At 50.7% G+C, this 15,001-nt stretch carries 9 protein-coding genes; 4 read left to right on the forward strand and 5 right to left on the reverse strand.

Annotation, left to right across the window (positions count from 1 at the left end; translation table 11 throughout):
* Positions 1-14: 14 nt before the first annotated feature.
* The gene (locus tag AB5903_RS06810; RefSeq protein ID WP_040315657.1) at positions 15-2,600 is read right to left on the reverse strand and encodes a DUF5686 and carboxypeptidase-like regulatory domain-containing protein; all 2,586 of its coding nucleotides are present in this window, start codon (positions 2,598-2,600) and stop codon (positions 15-17) included.
* A 418-nt stretch (positions 2,601-3,018) separates the two neighbouring features.
* Positions 3,019-4,113 carry a UDP-N-acetyl glucosamine 2-epimerase gene (locus AB5903_RS06815; RefSeq protein ID WP_005653550.1) on the reverse strand — a complete coding sequence of 365 codons (1,095 nt, stop codon included), beginning with the start codon at positions 4,111-4,113 and terminating at the stop codon, positions 3,019-3,021.
* 79 nt (positions 4,114-4,192) lie between these two features.
* Between AB5903_RS06815 and AB5903_RS06820 the strand changes: the two genes are divergently transcribed.
* The 3 genes from AB5903_RS06820 (at position 4,193) to AB5903_RS06830 (ending at position 7,945) form a co-directional block, all read left to right on the forward strand.
* Positions 4,193-4,828 (forward strand): trimeric intracellular cation channel family protein, encoded by a 636-nt coding sequence (locus AB5903_RS06820; RefSeq protein ID WP_368117704.1) that lies wholly within the window; start codon positions 4,193-4,195, stop codon positions 4,826-4,828.
* 429 nt (positions 4,829-5,257) lie between these two features.
* On the forward strand, positions 5,258-5,761 hold the full coding sequence (locus AB5903_RS06825) for an RNA polymerase sigma factor (RefSeq protein WP_005653557.1): 504 nt from the start codon (positions 5,258-5,260) through the stop codon (positions 5,759-5,761).
* Between the two features lie 408 nt (positions 5,762-6,169).
* Complete coding sequence (locus AB5903_RS06830; protein WP_117665817.1) at positions 6,170-7,945, forward strand: oxaloacetate decarboxylase; 1,776 nt, start codon at positions 6,170-6,172, stop codon at positions 7,943-7,945.
* Between the two features lie 17 nt (positions 7,946-7,962).
* Here AB5903_RS06830 and AB5903_RS06835 read toward each other — a convergent pair whose 3' ends face one another.
* The 3 genes from AB5903_RS06835 to AB5903_RS06845 all read right to left on the reverse strand — a co-directional run bounded on the left by AB5903_RS06835 (position 7,963) and on the right by AB5903_RS06845 (position 13,281).
* Entirely contained in the window at positions 7,963-10,689 is a 2,727-nt protein-coding gene (locus AB5903_RS06835) for an ATP-binding protein (RefSeq protein WP_368117705.1), read from the reverse strand.
* Positions 10,690-10,701: 12 nt separating this feature from the next.
* Positions 10,702-11,892 carry a glycosyltransferase family 2 protein gene (locus tag AB5903_RS06840; protein ID WP_005653568.1) on the reverse strand — a complete coding sequence of 397 codons (1,191 nt, stop codon included), beginning with the start codon at positions 11,890-11,892 and terminating at the stop codon, positions 10,702-10,704.
* Positions 11,893-12,078: 186 nt separating this feature from the next.
* Entirely contained in the window at positions 12,079-13,281 is a 1,203-nt protein-coding gene (locus AB5903_RS06845) for a BamA/TamA family outer membrane protein (RefSeq protein WP_117899361.1), read from the reverse strand.
* Between the two features lie 246 nt (positions 13,282-13,527).
* On the opposite strand from AB5903_RS06845, the gene AB5903_RS06850 reads away from it, so the two are divergent.
* Positions 13,528-14,925 carry a C1 family peptidase gene (locus AB5903_RS06850; RefSeq protein ID WP_005653573.1) on the forward strand — a complete coding sequence of 466 codons (1,398 nt, stop codon included), beginning with the start codon at positions 13,528-13,530 and terminating at the stop codon, positions 14,923-14,925.
* Positions 14,926-15,001 lie beyond the last annotated feature (76 nt).

Raw genomic sequence — 15,001 nt, forward strand, 5'->3', positions numbered from 1 at the left:
TCGCTAATCACTAACTAAAAAATCATCAATATCATAAAGCGCACTCCGCCTTTCTTCACCCCCGGGATGTCGGTATAGGTGAGGCGGCGCACATATTCTATATGCAGCAGCTTGAAGATGTTGTAGATGCCTACGCTGGCTTCAATGTAAGGGGTCTTGCCCATGACATGGCTGGTGGGCACGCCGTCGCGCATCGGAAAGAGGAAGAGGTCGGGGTTGCTGCTTTTGTAGGGGTTGTTCTTGTCCGTGAGCGTGCCCCACATGCCGCGGATGCGGAACATCTCTCTCCATTTCAGTTTCTTGATGAGGGGGATGCGGTTGAAGAGCTTCCCGTTCATGTCGTAGCTGAGAGCGAGCGAGGCGTAGCGGTCGTTCAGGAACTCCATGTTGTCGATGAGGTTGAACGATTCGTTGTTCTGAGTGATGTATGAGAGGTTCGCCATGGGCAGGTTCAGCAGCGGGAAAGGAACGGTGTTCCACTGCGCGCCGGCACGGGCGGTAACGTCCAGCTTACCCCACGAACCGAACCAGAAACGTTTACGGATGCTGGCTTCCGTGAGGTTGAAGTTGTATTCGCCGCCCAGCACGCCTTTCAGACCGACGGTGTGCGAGAGGGTGAACGTGGGGGCGTCCAGCGACACGGGAACACGGCGTTGCTTGGTGTTGACAAACGTTTCGCCGGGAGAGTAGCGCAGGGTCACTCCGAGTTCGGTGGTGGTGATGTCGTGCACCAGGGTATTTTTCTCGTCCCATTCGCCGGGGGTAGTGCCGTTGTTCTTCCAGTATTGCAGCATGCCGGCGGGCTGGTCGTTGCGGTGGCGCGCCATGGCCTTGACGGAGAAGCCGGTATTGGTTTCCAGCTCGTAGGTCAGGGTGGCGTCGCGCATGTACGACATCTGGTCTACGGTAGTCCATTTCCAGCCTACGAACATATTGTCCTTGTCCGTAGCCAGATACTTGTCCATAGGAGACATCACATCGTAGGTGTACTGGAAAGCGAGGTAGTGCTTGGGAAATTCCCAAAGGACGTACTCGCGCTTGTTGAAAGAGTAGGCAGCCTGTCCGGAGTAGAACCACTTCTTGTCGCGCGTGCCGTAGGCGCCGTAACCGCTGAAGCTCCAGTGCGGATGCAGGTTACCGGTGGTCATGCCACTGAGACGGAAACGGGTTCCGTTCACGTAGTTGCTGGTAATCATGGTGTTGATAGGGCCGAAGTCGAACTTGCTGGGGTGCTTCTTGCTGCCCGTCTCCACGAAGTTCTCGATAAGCGCCTTGGCACCGAAAATGACGTACTTGAAGCCCGGTATCTGCTCGATGCGGTTCATGAACACGTCCATGGAACTTTCCTTTTTGGTGAGCGGCACCTGGCGCACTTTGGCCCAGTATTCGTCGCTCTTGGCAAGCATGTTGGCTTCCTTGATGACGCTGCCTTTCAGGCGGAACAGGCGGGGTTCTATCTCGTCGAATTTATAGTCGCTGTACTTGGTGGTGCGCTGCACTTCCAGGCCTTGTATGCCTTTCATCAGGGCGAGTTCCACGGTCATGTCGTCGTCGGTGAGCACCCAGTTGCTGTCGGGCAGTTGCTCAAACTGCTGCACGATGTCGAGGTTCTTCACGAAGTTGACACCCGTCTTTTTGGGCAGGTTCATCACGGCTTTCTTTACGGCATAGGTGGAGTCTTTCACTACGTACAGATGTCCTGTGAAACCGAAGTCCTGCGGGTTCTGCGGCACGAAGGTGAGGTGCACGCACTCCTGCTTGTCCACCATGAGGGTATCCATCAGGTAGAACTTATAGAAGCTGATGGCTCCGCGTCCGATAGGGCTTACGAAGCGGCGTTGCAGCAGGCGGATGTCATCGTCGTAGATATTGACGTCGGAAAAGACATCGGTAAGGATAGTACCTAACATATCGCCCGTGTTGAAGAACTCCTCGATGCCGTTGGAGTTCATTCCCTCGATGATGGTCTTCTCGCTTTTGGGACTTTTGCGGTAGATGGTTCTGGAAGCCGTCTCCTTGATGGAGATGGGTAGAATCATCTTGTTGGTCTTGGGCGACACTTCCACCTGGTCCTTGAAGAAAGAGAATTTCTTGTAGATGCCTTTCTCCATTTTCTCCGGCGTGACGTCGTTGATGGACATCTTCATCTTTTCGTACTTCTGGTACTGGTAGAAGTCGTTCTCCTCGAGCTTCAGGGCTTTTTTGTGCTCGATGACCTTCTTCATAAACTCCACGGCAGGATTGTTCTTGCGCGAATACTTCTCTTTCTTGGGCTTGACGACGACTTCGGAAAGCATTACATCGGCAGGCGCCAGCGCCACGTTGAGCACTTTCGTACCGGGGGCGAACTTCACTTTCTTGGTGATGTAGCCGATGGCGGAAAAGGTCAGTTCATTCCACCCCTTGCGCGTCTCCACCTGGTATTCTCCGTCGGCATTGGAGATGCCTCCTACGCCTTTTCCTTCGTATTGCACGGTGATGTACATCAACGGTTCGTGGGTGAGTGAGTCCGTTATAACGCCTCTTATCTGTGCTGATGCGCCGGCAGAGGCGAATAGTAAAAGCAAGAGGATGAGGGTAATGTTATATAGTCGTTTCATACGTTTCATAATCAAGCTGCAAAGTTAACAATTTACTGTTAATCAAGAAGCAAATATATTTTAAAGAATGAGAGGGATGTTTAAGAGGCAGAGAAACGGGCAAGGTGATGGACCGGCAGGAGAACGCTGCCTTTTTCTTCCTTTTATTTATCAATATCGGCAGGATAGGTCGGGATTTGTGCCGTATAGGAAGAATGGGGCGGATTGGAACTTTGAGCCTTTGGTATAATTGGATACTTTTGTCTTGCCGTACAGTAACGTACGATACGGAATGACTCCGAATGATAATATATGGACAGACTTGCTTAAACTATTCTTCTTTTTTACAATACTGTGTTTAGTGTGGGGAGATGTGCCGGACCAGCATTTTTTTGTATGGGCACATCTCCTTTTTTATGCGGTTTTCCGAACGCGGGTCTTATAGCTTCTCCCCGTTTATCAACGTCTGTACGATACGCTCGGCGGTGCGTCCGTCCCAGCGGTCGGGCAGGGTGGTGTGCTTCCATTCGCCGTGCAGCAGTTGGTCGAGGGCGGCGGAGAGGGCAAAGGAGTTCTCCCCAACGAGCTCGTTGGTTCCGATACGCCAGGTTTCGGGGTGCTCGGCATAGGTGTTGAGCGTGATGCAGGGCACATCGAGGAAGGTGGCTTCTTCGGCTATATTGCCGGAGTCGGTCACGATACCTTTGGCCTGGTTGATGAGGAAGCCGAAGTGCAGGTAGCTTTGAGGCGGCAGGATGTGCAGGCTGGGCATGTCAAGTCCCAATGATTTTACGGCACGCTCCACGTACGGGTGTATGGGGGCTACGATGGGCATATCGCCCGCTTTTTCGGCCACTGTCTGCATCAGCGAACCGAGTACGGCTTTCTTTTCCAGCAGGTCGTGGCGGTTCAGGGTGAGCAGGAGATAGTTGCCCTTGCGCAGTCCGAGGCTGGAGAACCAGAGCGGCTGTACAAGGCGGTGGCGGTTGTAGCGGATGGTGTCGATGAGGATATTGCCTACGTAGTGGATATACTCCGGTATCATACCCTCCTGGTTGAGGTTGCGGTTGGCCACCATGCCGGCGGTGAAGAGATAGTCGGAGATGGCGTCTACAATCGTGCGGTTGACCTCACGCGGCATGTTCATGTCGAACGAGCGCGTGCCGGCTATGACGTGCGCCACCTTCAGTCCGCGCTTCTTGGCTACGATGGCGCAGCTCATGGTGGCGGTCATGTCGTCCACCACAAGCACCACTTGGGCGGGGTGTTCGTCAAGCTCCCGCTCGAAAGCCAGCATGATGGCGGCTGCCACCTGGGAGTGGTCGCGTCCGCTGATGCCCAGATAGGCGTCGGGCTTGCGCATGGCAAGGTCGGAGAAGAGCGAGGCGTCCAGGGTGGTGTCGTCCTGCGGTCCGGTGTAGACTATGCGATAGGATATATTTTTACCTGCCTCTCTGGCTGCGTCTATGGCGCGGCAGAGGGGAGCGATTTTCATAAAGTTGGGGCGTGCGCCCGATACGATGGTTATTTTCATTGCTGATATAAATTGGCGGTACAAAAATACACTTTCTTAGGGAAATTATTTGTTACTTTGCAAAAAAAGAAATGCTCTCATGCCAACATTTGTTCAGATACTCGACTTTATCGGTACATTTGCTTTCGCCATCAGCGGCATACGGCTGGCTTCGGCGAAACGTTTCGACTGGTTCGGCGCTTACGTCGTGGGTTTCGTAACGGCCATCGGCGGCGGTACGATACGCGACCTGTTGCTCGATGTGACTCCCGGCTGGATGACCGACCCCATTTATCTGATATGTACCGGACTGGCATTGCTGTGGGTTATCTTCTTCGGAAAGCACCTTATCCATCTGCACAATACATTCTTTATATTCGACACCATCGGCCTGGCACTGTTTACGGTAGTGGGCGTGGGCAAGAGCCTGGCTCTGGGCTATCCTTTCTGGGTGGCCATTATCATGGGCAGCATCACCGGAGCTGCGGGCGGTGTGATACGCGATGTGTTTATCAATGAGATACCGCTCATATTCCGTAAGGAGATTTATGCGATGGCGTGCGTAGTGGGCGGTACGATGTATTGGATTTGCGGGCTTGCCGGCATGCAGTCTTACGGTTGCCAGGTGATAGGCGGGATATCTGTGTTCATCACCCGTATTCTGGCCGTGAAATATAAGATTTGCCTGCCCATACTCTCGGGCAACGATGAGGAAGGGCAGGAGAAAGAGGAGTGACTTTGCGGTTGCTTCTGCCGATGCTTTTTGAGGAACCGGATAAGGAAATACTTACCGTTTTTTTTAGGCACGGATTACACGGAATTCACGGATAGGTGAGGGGGACTTTATACTTTATACCTTCTCTCTCATACCTCATACTATTTCTTTCTCATAACTCATATAGCTGTATTTTGTTTATCTTATGGTAATATTGGCATAAATTATAGCCAAAATCGTACGCCGATTATAGTCAAAATTGTACTTCCTGCTGAAAACCAGCCGCTTTATCTCACCTGAAAACTGTCAAGATAGGGGGTGAAATCTGTCAAATGATAGTTTTCACCCCAAAGAATACCCGTATTCCAGCCCTCAGGACTTGGAAACTTCCGTATACTTGCAACCACTAAACCGAAACGAATATTAACCATTTTAAAAAATTAGCAAAGTATGAATACTTACAGTTTTAGAAAAGATTTACTTGCCGTGCAAGAAGAACTGCTTCGCTTTGCATACAAATTAACGGCCGACCGGGAAGAAGCGAATGATTTGTTGCAGGAGACCTCTCTTAAAGCCTTGGACAATGAGGATAAATATGAACCCGACACCAACTTTAAAGGTTGGATGTATACCATTATGCGTAACATCTTTATAAATAACTACCGGAAGATAGTCCGTGAACAGACTTTCGTAGACCAGACCGATAACCTGTATCACCTGAGCATGCCGCAGGATTCCGGTTTCGCCAGCACCGAAGGCGCATACGACCTGAAAGAAATGCACCGCATCGTCAACTCATTGCCGCGCGATTATAAAGTGCCCTTCTCCATGCATGTTTCCGGATTCAAATACCGCGAAATTGCCGAACGCCTCGGACTCCCCCTCGGAACGGTAAAAAGCCGCATCTTCTTTACAAGACAGAAACTGCAGGAAGAATTGAAGGACTTCATTTAGAGTCTGTCCGGTTTCTGCCCGGCATTCTTTCGGGAGTTCTTGGGGCTGTTTCTCTGAGGAGCATAGCGGATTGTGTGACGGATAAAAATAGGAAAACAGCGGTGAGGTGAAAGAAAATGTGTGAAGAGAAAGAGGCTGTAAAAGACAGAGAGCGATACGGGCAGTCTAAAGTAGAACTTTAGAATCGCCAAGTAGTACTTTAGACTTCTAAAGTGCCACTTTGGATGTCTCAAGTCAAACGTTACGTCCCTTGTTCCTCAATTTCTTATTTCCCAATTTACCAAATGATATAAAACATATCTTTCAAGTGAATATTTATGGGGTTATTTTGACTATATGTCAGAATAATCCTTTATATTTGTATATATCAAGTTAACCGAGTGAACAAATAGCTAATTACCTATTACAATGAAAAAGGAAATCAAATTCAGTCTTGTTTACCGAGATATGTGGCAGTCGTCCGGTAAATACCAGCCGCGAGTGGACCAGTTGGTACGCATCGCGCCGTTGATAATCGAAATGGGGTGTTTTGCCCGGGTCGAGACCAACGGCGGAGCTTTCGAGCAAGTGAACCTTCTCTATGGCGAGAACCCCAACAAGGCAGTACGTGCCTTTACCAAACCCTTTAATGATGCAGGCATACAGACCCACATGCTAGACCGCGGACTGAATGCGCTGCGTATGTATCCCGTTCCCGCCGATGTACGCCGCCTGATGTATAAGGTAAAGCATGCACAAGGTGTGGACATCACCCGTATTTTCTGCGGACTGAACGAAACGCGCAACATCATCCCCTCTATCCGCTATGCGCTCGAGGCAGGCATGATACCGCAGGCAACGCTCTGCATCACTCATTCGCCCGTGCATACGGTAGAGTACTATGCACACATTGCCGACCAGCTCATTGAGGCGGGAGCACCCGAAATCTGTTTGAAGGATATGGCAGGCATCGGCCGTCCGGGTATGCTGGGCGAGCTGACAAAGGCTATCAAGGAGAAACATCCCGATGTACTGATACAGTATCACGGGCATAGCGGTCCGGGACTTTCAATGGCATCCATCCTTGAAGTATGCGAGAACGGCGCCGATATAATAGATGTGGCTATGGAGCCTATGTCATGGGGAAAGGTGCATCCGGACGTTATTTCCGTACAGGCCATGCTGCGCGACAAAGGCTTCCAGGTGCCCGATATCAACATGAAAGCCTATATGAAAGCACGTGCCATGACGCAGGAATTCATAGACGATTTCCTCGGTTACTTTATGGACCCCACCAACAAGCATATGTCGTCCCTGCTCCTGAAGTGCGGGCTTCCGGGCGGTATGATGGGTTCCATGATGGCAGACCTGAAAGGCGTGCACTCCGGTATCAACATGATACTGAAAAGCAAGAACCAGCCCGAACTCAGCATAGACGACCTGCTGGTAATGCTTTTCGATGAAGTGGAATATGTATGGCCCAAGCTGGGTTATCCGCCTTTGGTGACCCCGTTCAGCCAGTACGTCAAGAACGTGGCGCTGATGAACGTGATGCAACTGGTGAAAGGCGAAGAACGCTGGACGATGATTGACAACCATACGTGGGATATGATTCTGGGCAAGAGCGGACGCCTGCCGGGTAAGCTGGCTCCCGAAATCGTGGAGCTTGCCAAATCCAAAGGCTACGAATTTGTCGACACAGACCCACAGTCCAACTATCCGGATGCTTTGGACGAATACCGCAAGGAGATGGACGAAAACGGATGGGAGTATGGCGAGGACGACGAGGAGCTCTTCGAGCTGGCTATGCACGACCGGCAGTACCGTGACTATAAGTCGGGCGTTGCCAAGAAGCGTTTCCGCGACGAGCTGGAGCGCGTAAAGGACACTTCCATGGCAAAGAGCGGATATTCGGAAGAGGAGATAAAGAAGCTGAAACGCGCCAAAGCCGATCCTATCATAGCCCCGTCCAAAGGGCAGGTGCTTTGGGAGGTTTCCGTGGAAGGTCCGTCCTCAGCGCCGTTTATCGGGCGTAAGTATCAGCACGATGAGGTGTTCTGCTATGTCTCTACACCGTGGGGCGAGTACGAAAAGGTAATGACCGGCTTTACGGGCCGTGTTGTGGAGGTATGTGCCCAGCAAGGCGCCAACGTCAATAAGGGAGACGTCATAGCGTATATCCAGCGGAGCGATATCTTTGCATAATGATTGGTAAGGGTGTGTCAAGGCCTATCCGGGCTTGACACACCTGTTTGTTTCAGGTATTTATTTATCAGTTCTTTCAATATCTCCTGCGTATAGGGCTTTATCAGGAAATCATTGCATCCTGCATCGAGAGCCGCTTGTCTGTCATGTTCGTAGGCATAGGCGGTAAGAGCTATGATGGGTATCCCGGGCGAAAGCTCGCGGATGATTTTCGTTGCGTCCAGTCCGTTGAGGTTGGGCATTTTCATATCCATCAGAATTAAATCCGGATGCAGCTCCTCGAACATGGTTACGGCTTCCATGCCGTCCTTGGCGCGTTCCAGGTGGTATGACTTTCCTAATATTGCTTTGGCAAGGATGTAGTTGCTGTCCGTATCTTCGGCTATCAGGATAGTGGGCTGCCGGGTGTCCCGGGATGCTCCGGTTGTTTGTGTCGCTTGGTGTTCGTGCGTTTCTTCATTAAGGCCGTAAGTATTGTTGCCTGTTTCTGCATTGCCGGGAGTGTTGAAGCTGGTTTCGGATACAGAGTTCTGTTCCTCCGCTGTTTCCCTTTTGTCTTTTGCCAGAGGCAGGGTAAAGGTAAAAGTCGTTCCTTTCCCCACTTCCGAACAGACGGAGATGGTTCCGCCCAATCGTTCGATAATGGTTTTGCAGATAGACAGTCCCAATCCCGTACCTTGCGCAAAGGTATTCACCTTTACAAAGCGTTCAAAGACCTTTGCCAGTTTGTCAGTTTGGATGCCGATGCCGGTGTCGCTGACGTAAAATTCTATTTCGTTTCCTTTGCGGCGGTATCCGTAGCCGACGCTGCCTCTTGTGGTGAATTTGAAGGCATTTCCGATGAGGTTCGATATAACTTGGAAGATGCGGTTCTTGTCGCCTTCAACGGTAATCTCCTCGTCCGAGGCTTCGTAAACAAGCTCCACACCTTCGGGACAGCGGAATTTCAGTGCGTCGTGTATTTCCTTGCAGAGCGGGTGCAGGCGCACCGGGGTGATGGTGAATTCTACGATGCCTGCTTCAATCTTGGAGAGGTCCAGGATTTCGTTTATCAGTTGCAGAAGTCTTTCGTTGTTGGCTTCCACGATGTCGTAGTAGTTTTGCCGCTCTTCGGCATCGGTGCTCTCGGCAATGATTCTGGAAAAGCCTACGATGGCGTTGAGCGGGGTACGTATCTCGTGGCTCATATTGGCAAGGAAAGCCGATTTCAACTGGTCGGAAGTCTCCGCTTTCTCTTTGGCCACGAGCAGTTCCCGTTTCATCCGTTCCATTTCGGTGATGTCCCATTCGATACTCAATAGGATGGGTGGGAAGTCGTTGCTTTCAATACGCACCTTCCGTTTGTCCAGAAAGATGGATTTACCGTTCTGGTCGTGCTCTTCGGTAATCCAATGCTTCTCGATTCCGGTCCGGGCTATTTCAACATCCTGCTTTCTCTTCTCTTGTGCCAGCTCGGGAGGATAGAAGTCGAAATCGTCTTTGCCCAATGCCTCTTTAAGGGGGATGTTGCGGTTGTACGATTCGCGGTTGCGGTACAGGTATTTAAAGCCGCTTTGGATGTCCTTGACAACGATACCGGCAGGCAGGTTTTCAATGGTTTTGTCCAGAATCTGACTGAACCGTTTGATTTGCTGCTCGTTCCTGATGCGTTGGGTGATGTCCCGGCTGAATCCCCATAGGATGGCCTCGCCTTTGTCGCTTGTCACCCAATAGGCACTTCCTTCCATAGCCAGCACTTCGGGGTGTTCGGGCAGGGGATGGTAGAGGATGAAGCCGTTACGTTTTTCTCCCTTTCTGAGTGACTTGATTAATCTTTGCCAGGAATTCTCGTCTTGTTGTGCATTTGCGTTTATCCGGTAGATGTTCAGTGTGCTGACGTCGTCCGTTATGCTGATGTTGTGATGCTCCCGGAAACGGCGGTTGGCAAAGACGAGCGTACCGTCTTCACGGGCGGCAAATATGTCTTCGGTGGAGTTATTGATGGCGTGTGTCAGCAGGGTGATGTCATTGCGCCGTTGCTGGATGTCGGTAATGTTCTGTATGTAGCCTTCCAGAATGCCGGTTCCGTCGGGGAGTGTTTCGTGCGAGAAGGTTTTCAGGCGGATATAGAATATCCGTTTCTTGAAAAGGATGCGGTAGTCTATGCTGTTTTCTGTATTTCCCTGAAGGTTCTGTGCCAGCCACTTGCCGAATATTTCCCTATCCTCGGGCAGGATGTACATAGTGTAGTCCTGAAGCGGAATTTCCTGTTCCTCTGCAGTGCACATTACACCGGAGTGACCGGTGTAGTAGAAGCATTGCCTGCCGGAGTTGTATTTCCATCTTCCGATGAGGGCGGCTTTCTGTATTTCATTAAGTTCGTGGTTTTTCTTTTCCAGTTCCCGTTTGCGCTGGCTACGTTCGGTGATGTCGCGGTATTGGCAGAGCACCATATCTTCGTAGGGGCGCATGATGCACTTAAAGAAGTAGGTCTCGCTGCCGATAGTCAGTTCGTAGTTCCGGGCGGAAACTTCCTTGTACGCAAGTACTTTCTTGAATTCGGGGTAAACCTGCCGGTAGGTAACAGACGGTAGCAGTTGGAGTATGTTCCTGCCCAGTAACTGATTTTCTTTCAAAAACCACAAGTCTGCGTTATGTACTGCGATGTCCACGCAGATGCCGTTTCTGTCCAATAAAATCATGGTGTCCGATGTCAGCTCCAGCAGCTTTTCGGCATTCTCCGCGTTTTTCAGGATGTTTTTCATAGTTCTCTTGTTTTATGCCCTCCGTGCTTTTTCCCATGCGCCGCCGGCCTGCCCCCGCCGTTTGCGCAGGTAGTTGAAGCCGCGGACAACATTAATGTTCATGAAAAGAAAATAATAAGGAACAAAGAGTATTTTATTCTTGATACGTTTTGCTGACAGGTAATGCCCCCAGCTCGCCATGAAGTAGAACAGTGCTTGCAGCAACCAAATGACGGCATAGAGCAGAGGGGTGTTTGACGTAAAAATGAGAATCGTATTGAGGGGGAACAGCAGGAACAACAGTACGGGCGTAAGCGACCATCTCAGTACGCGGTGGGATATGTATTGAAAACAAAACACACCGTAGCGCAGCGGATTGAGCAATGCACGCAGACGCCAGACGGACTGTAAGCCGCCAGCAGCGATACGCACTTTGCGTTTTTCTTCTTCGTGCATGTCTGCCGAACCGTTTTCTACGGCATAGGCATCGGCGCAATAAGCGATGGTATATCCGCGCATCACAATGCGCAGGGAGAGGATGAAGTCGTCCAGCAGTGTGTCGGCAGGCATCTCCTCGTACAGCTCGCGACGGATGGCAAACAACTCTCCGGCTGCTCCTACGGCAGAGTAGAGGCGGGAGTCCAGTTGCTTGAGGGCGGACTCGTATTTCCAGTAAAGGCCTTCGCCGCCGGATGCAGCATTGTCTTTGTCCTGTAAGGCGATGCGCTTCTCTCCGGCCACACAGCCTACTTTGGGATTGGCGAATGCGCGTACAATCTCGCGCAATGCTTCACGGTTGAGGTGTGTATTGGCATCGGTGAATACCACAAGCGGGGTGGTGACGAACCGGATGCCGCGGTTCAGTGCAGCGGTCTTTCCCTCTCTTTGGGGTTGATAAAGCACGGTGGCTTGCGGCCAGTGCGAGAGACGTTCGTTGGTGCGGTCGTTGCTGCCGTCCGTTATCCAGAGTATGTGCAGCTTGTCTGCCGGATAGTCCAGGGAAAGGCTGTTGCGCATCTTATCGTCTACGACATCTTCTTCATTATAGGCAGTAATGAATAGCGTCAGTTCGGGAAGCATGCAGTCTGCCGGCAGGGGCGGGGGAGGTGTTTGACGAAAACATTCCTTTAGTCTGACCAGGACATAAAGAAGCATTCCATAGCCTATATATGTATAGAATATAACGAGTAAACTTATCCAAAAGACAGTTTCGCAAATTTTCATCCGTATCAGATTCTTATATTTCTATTTCGGGAGCAGGGGGATTAATGCCCAAAAATATGGATAATCTTTTGGCGGTGCAAGAAAAAGGAAGAATTTATTAGTGATTGGCAGGTAAATGGTAGATGATTGCTGACGGGCAGACTGTCTTATTATGCCGTATGGCGCTAACGGCTGCCCGTCAGTTATTTAAAATGCTTCCGTCATATTGAAATAGAACAGCGTCTGGTCGTTTACGGTATTTTTGCCTAAGTCCAGACGCACGTTCATACGGGGTTGGACTTCGATGCGCAGACCTACACCGTAGTTGGGCAATACGCCTTCAATCTTGCCCATGGTGGGGCCCATGAAACCGCATCCGGTCCAGGCCACGAAGCCGATGTGATGCAGCAGGCGTTTTATCCAGTTGCTGCGGTCGGTGTTTATCATCTGGCGGTATTCGGCCATGACGACGTGCGAGGATTTGTCGCGATACTGCCCCATGTAGTAGCCGCGCAGGTCGAAAGGCGTTCCGGTCAGGGAGTATTGGGTGAGGGGGACGTTGCCGAATACGTTCTTGCTTTGCGCGGTCCAGGCGAATACCTTGCGGTGGCCTACGGACTTGTACTGGCGGTAGTCCAGTTCCAGACGGTAGAAGTTGTTGTCACTGCCGAAAGCCTTGCTGTACATCATGCCCCGGAAATCCAGGTATATACCCTTGTAGGCGTTGGCGGGAATGTCGCGGCTGTCGTAAGTGAGGAGGAAACCGAGACCGGCGTTGAAGTTCTTGTAGCCGTTGGCCGTACCGCCGGCTGCCACGTAGTCGGGCTCTTCGATGAGATGTTTGGCAGGGTCGCTTATCTTGTCGTAGTTGATGTCTACCTGCGGGCCGGCAAAGACGTTGCTTTCTCCCAGGCGGAACAGGAACCACGGGTTGATTTGTATGCCGCTGTAACGGTATTTGCTGGTACTGTCGCTTCGGACGTAATCTTTGTTCGTGCCGTAACCGATACCGTAGAAGTTGTCTTCCGTATTCTTGTAGACAAACTTTCCGAAGATGCGGAAGCGGTCGCCTTTAAAGAAGAGCTGCGGCTTTACCATCAGGTTGACGCCGCCTTTGAACATATAGGCTATGGACATGGGCAGCACCGAACGCAACTGTGTGGTGTCGCTTGGATTCATACGGAAAGTCATCAGCGCGCTTCCGCCTATCAGTGCGCCGAAATCGGGCGTATAGCTAGGGCCGCCCAATATGTTATAGTGGAAATTTCTACGGGCTACCCTTTGTTTGCGCAATTCCTTTTTGGTCAGTGCGGGAGTGGTGTCGTTGGTAGCTGTAACGGTCTGCTCTTGTGCTGAAACAGTCGTCAGTATCAGTATCAGAGTAAATATACTCAGTATGTATTTTCTCATATCGTACGAATATGGCTGCAAAGAAAACTATTTTATTTGAATTGGTTTTGAATAGAATAGATAATAAATCTAAAGAGGGCACTAAAATTATCAAAAAAGACATTACATTTGCTTTGTCAAGGCTTTTAGATGGGGAATGCAAAGTTCATAGACATAAGAGAATACTCTGTATGCTTTGTCTGCTTTGTGGTGAAAGTATCTGTTTATCATCTTATTTAATATCGAACATACATAACAAATAATGAAATGAACAAACGTATTTTATCTGTAATTGTTTTCGGCGCCGCACTGCTTTCGGTGCAGGCGCAGGACGGCAAGGGCGGGATAAGCCCTGCCATGCTCGGCCAGATTCAACAGAGTTATCAAGGTACGCCTTCCGACAAGGCGTTGCGCAATGCCATCGGCAACAACGACATCCGCAAGCTGGCGCTCAACCAGGAGAATATGCAGGATATGGATACCCATTTTTCTATCAAGGTGGATTCCAAAGGCATCACCGACCAGAAGTCTTCCGGCCGTTGCTGGCTGTTCACCGGGCTGAATGTAATGCGTGCCAAGGCCCTTGCACGTTATGGTTTCCCGGCTTTCGAATTCTCGGAGATATATCCTTTCTTCTGGGACCAGTTGGAGAAATCCAATCTCTTCCTGCAAGGCATCATCGACACTGCCGACAAACCGTTGGACGACAAGACGGTGGAATGGCTGCTGAAACATCCGTTGAGCGACGGCGGCACATTCACCGGAGTGGCGGACATCGTTTCCAAATACGGCCTTGTGCCCAAATCTGCCATGCCGGAGACGAACAGCAGCGAGAATACCGCCCGTATGGCTAATCTCATCTCTTTGAAACTGAAAGAGTACGCCCTCCAGCTCCGCAACCTTGCTGCCGAAGGCGCCAAGCCTGCCGCTCTGGAGAAAGAGAAAACCGCCATGTTGGGCACTGTCTATCGCATGCTGGTGCTGAACCTGGGTGTTCCGCCTACGGAATTCGACTATGTGCGTACCGATGCCCAAGGCAATCCGGTGGAGACGGAGCATCATACCCCGATGTCTTTCCTTGAGAAATACGGTGACAAACAACTGCTCACCAACTACGTGATGCTGATGAACGACCCCAGCCGCGAGTATTACAAATGCTATGAGATTGACTACGACCGCCACCGCTACGACGGCAAGAACTGGACGTACGTAAACCTGCCCGTAGAGGATATCAAGCAAATGGCTATCGCTTCATTGAAAGACAGTACCATGATGTATTTCTCCTGCGATGTGGGCAAATTCCTGAATTCGGAACGAGGCTTGCTCGATGTGAAAAACTATGACTATGAATCGCTCATGGGCACTACCTTTGGAATGGACAAGAAACAACGCATCCAAACCTTCTCCAGCGGCTCTTCCCACGCCATGACACTGATGGCGGTAGACCTGGACAAAGACGGAAAACCCGTCAAATGGATGGTCGAAAACAGTTGGGGCGCTGACAGCGGCTACAAAGGCCACCTCATCATGACAGACGAATGGTTCGACGAATACATGTTCCGCCTGGTAGTGGAAACCAAATACGTCCCTGCTAAGATAATGGAACTCTTCAAACAAAAGCCCGTCCGCCTGCCGGCATGGGACCCGATGTTTGCAAACGATTAGCGGTTAGTGGTTAGCGATTAGTGGTTAGTGATTAGTGATTAGTAGGCTGCGCTATAACTCTGCAGGATATCCATTC

The sequence above is a fragment of the Bacteroides sp. 2201st1_D9_2201SCRN_220225 genome, assembly GCF_040928965.1.
Classification (GTDB): domain Bacteria; phylum Bacteroidota; class Bacteroidia; order Bacteroidales; family Bacteroidaceae; genus Bacteroides; species Bacteroides stercoris.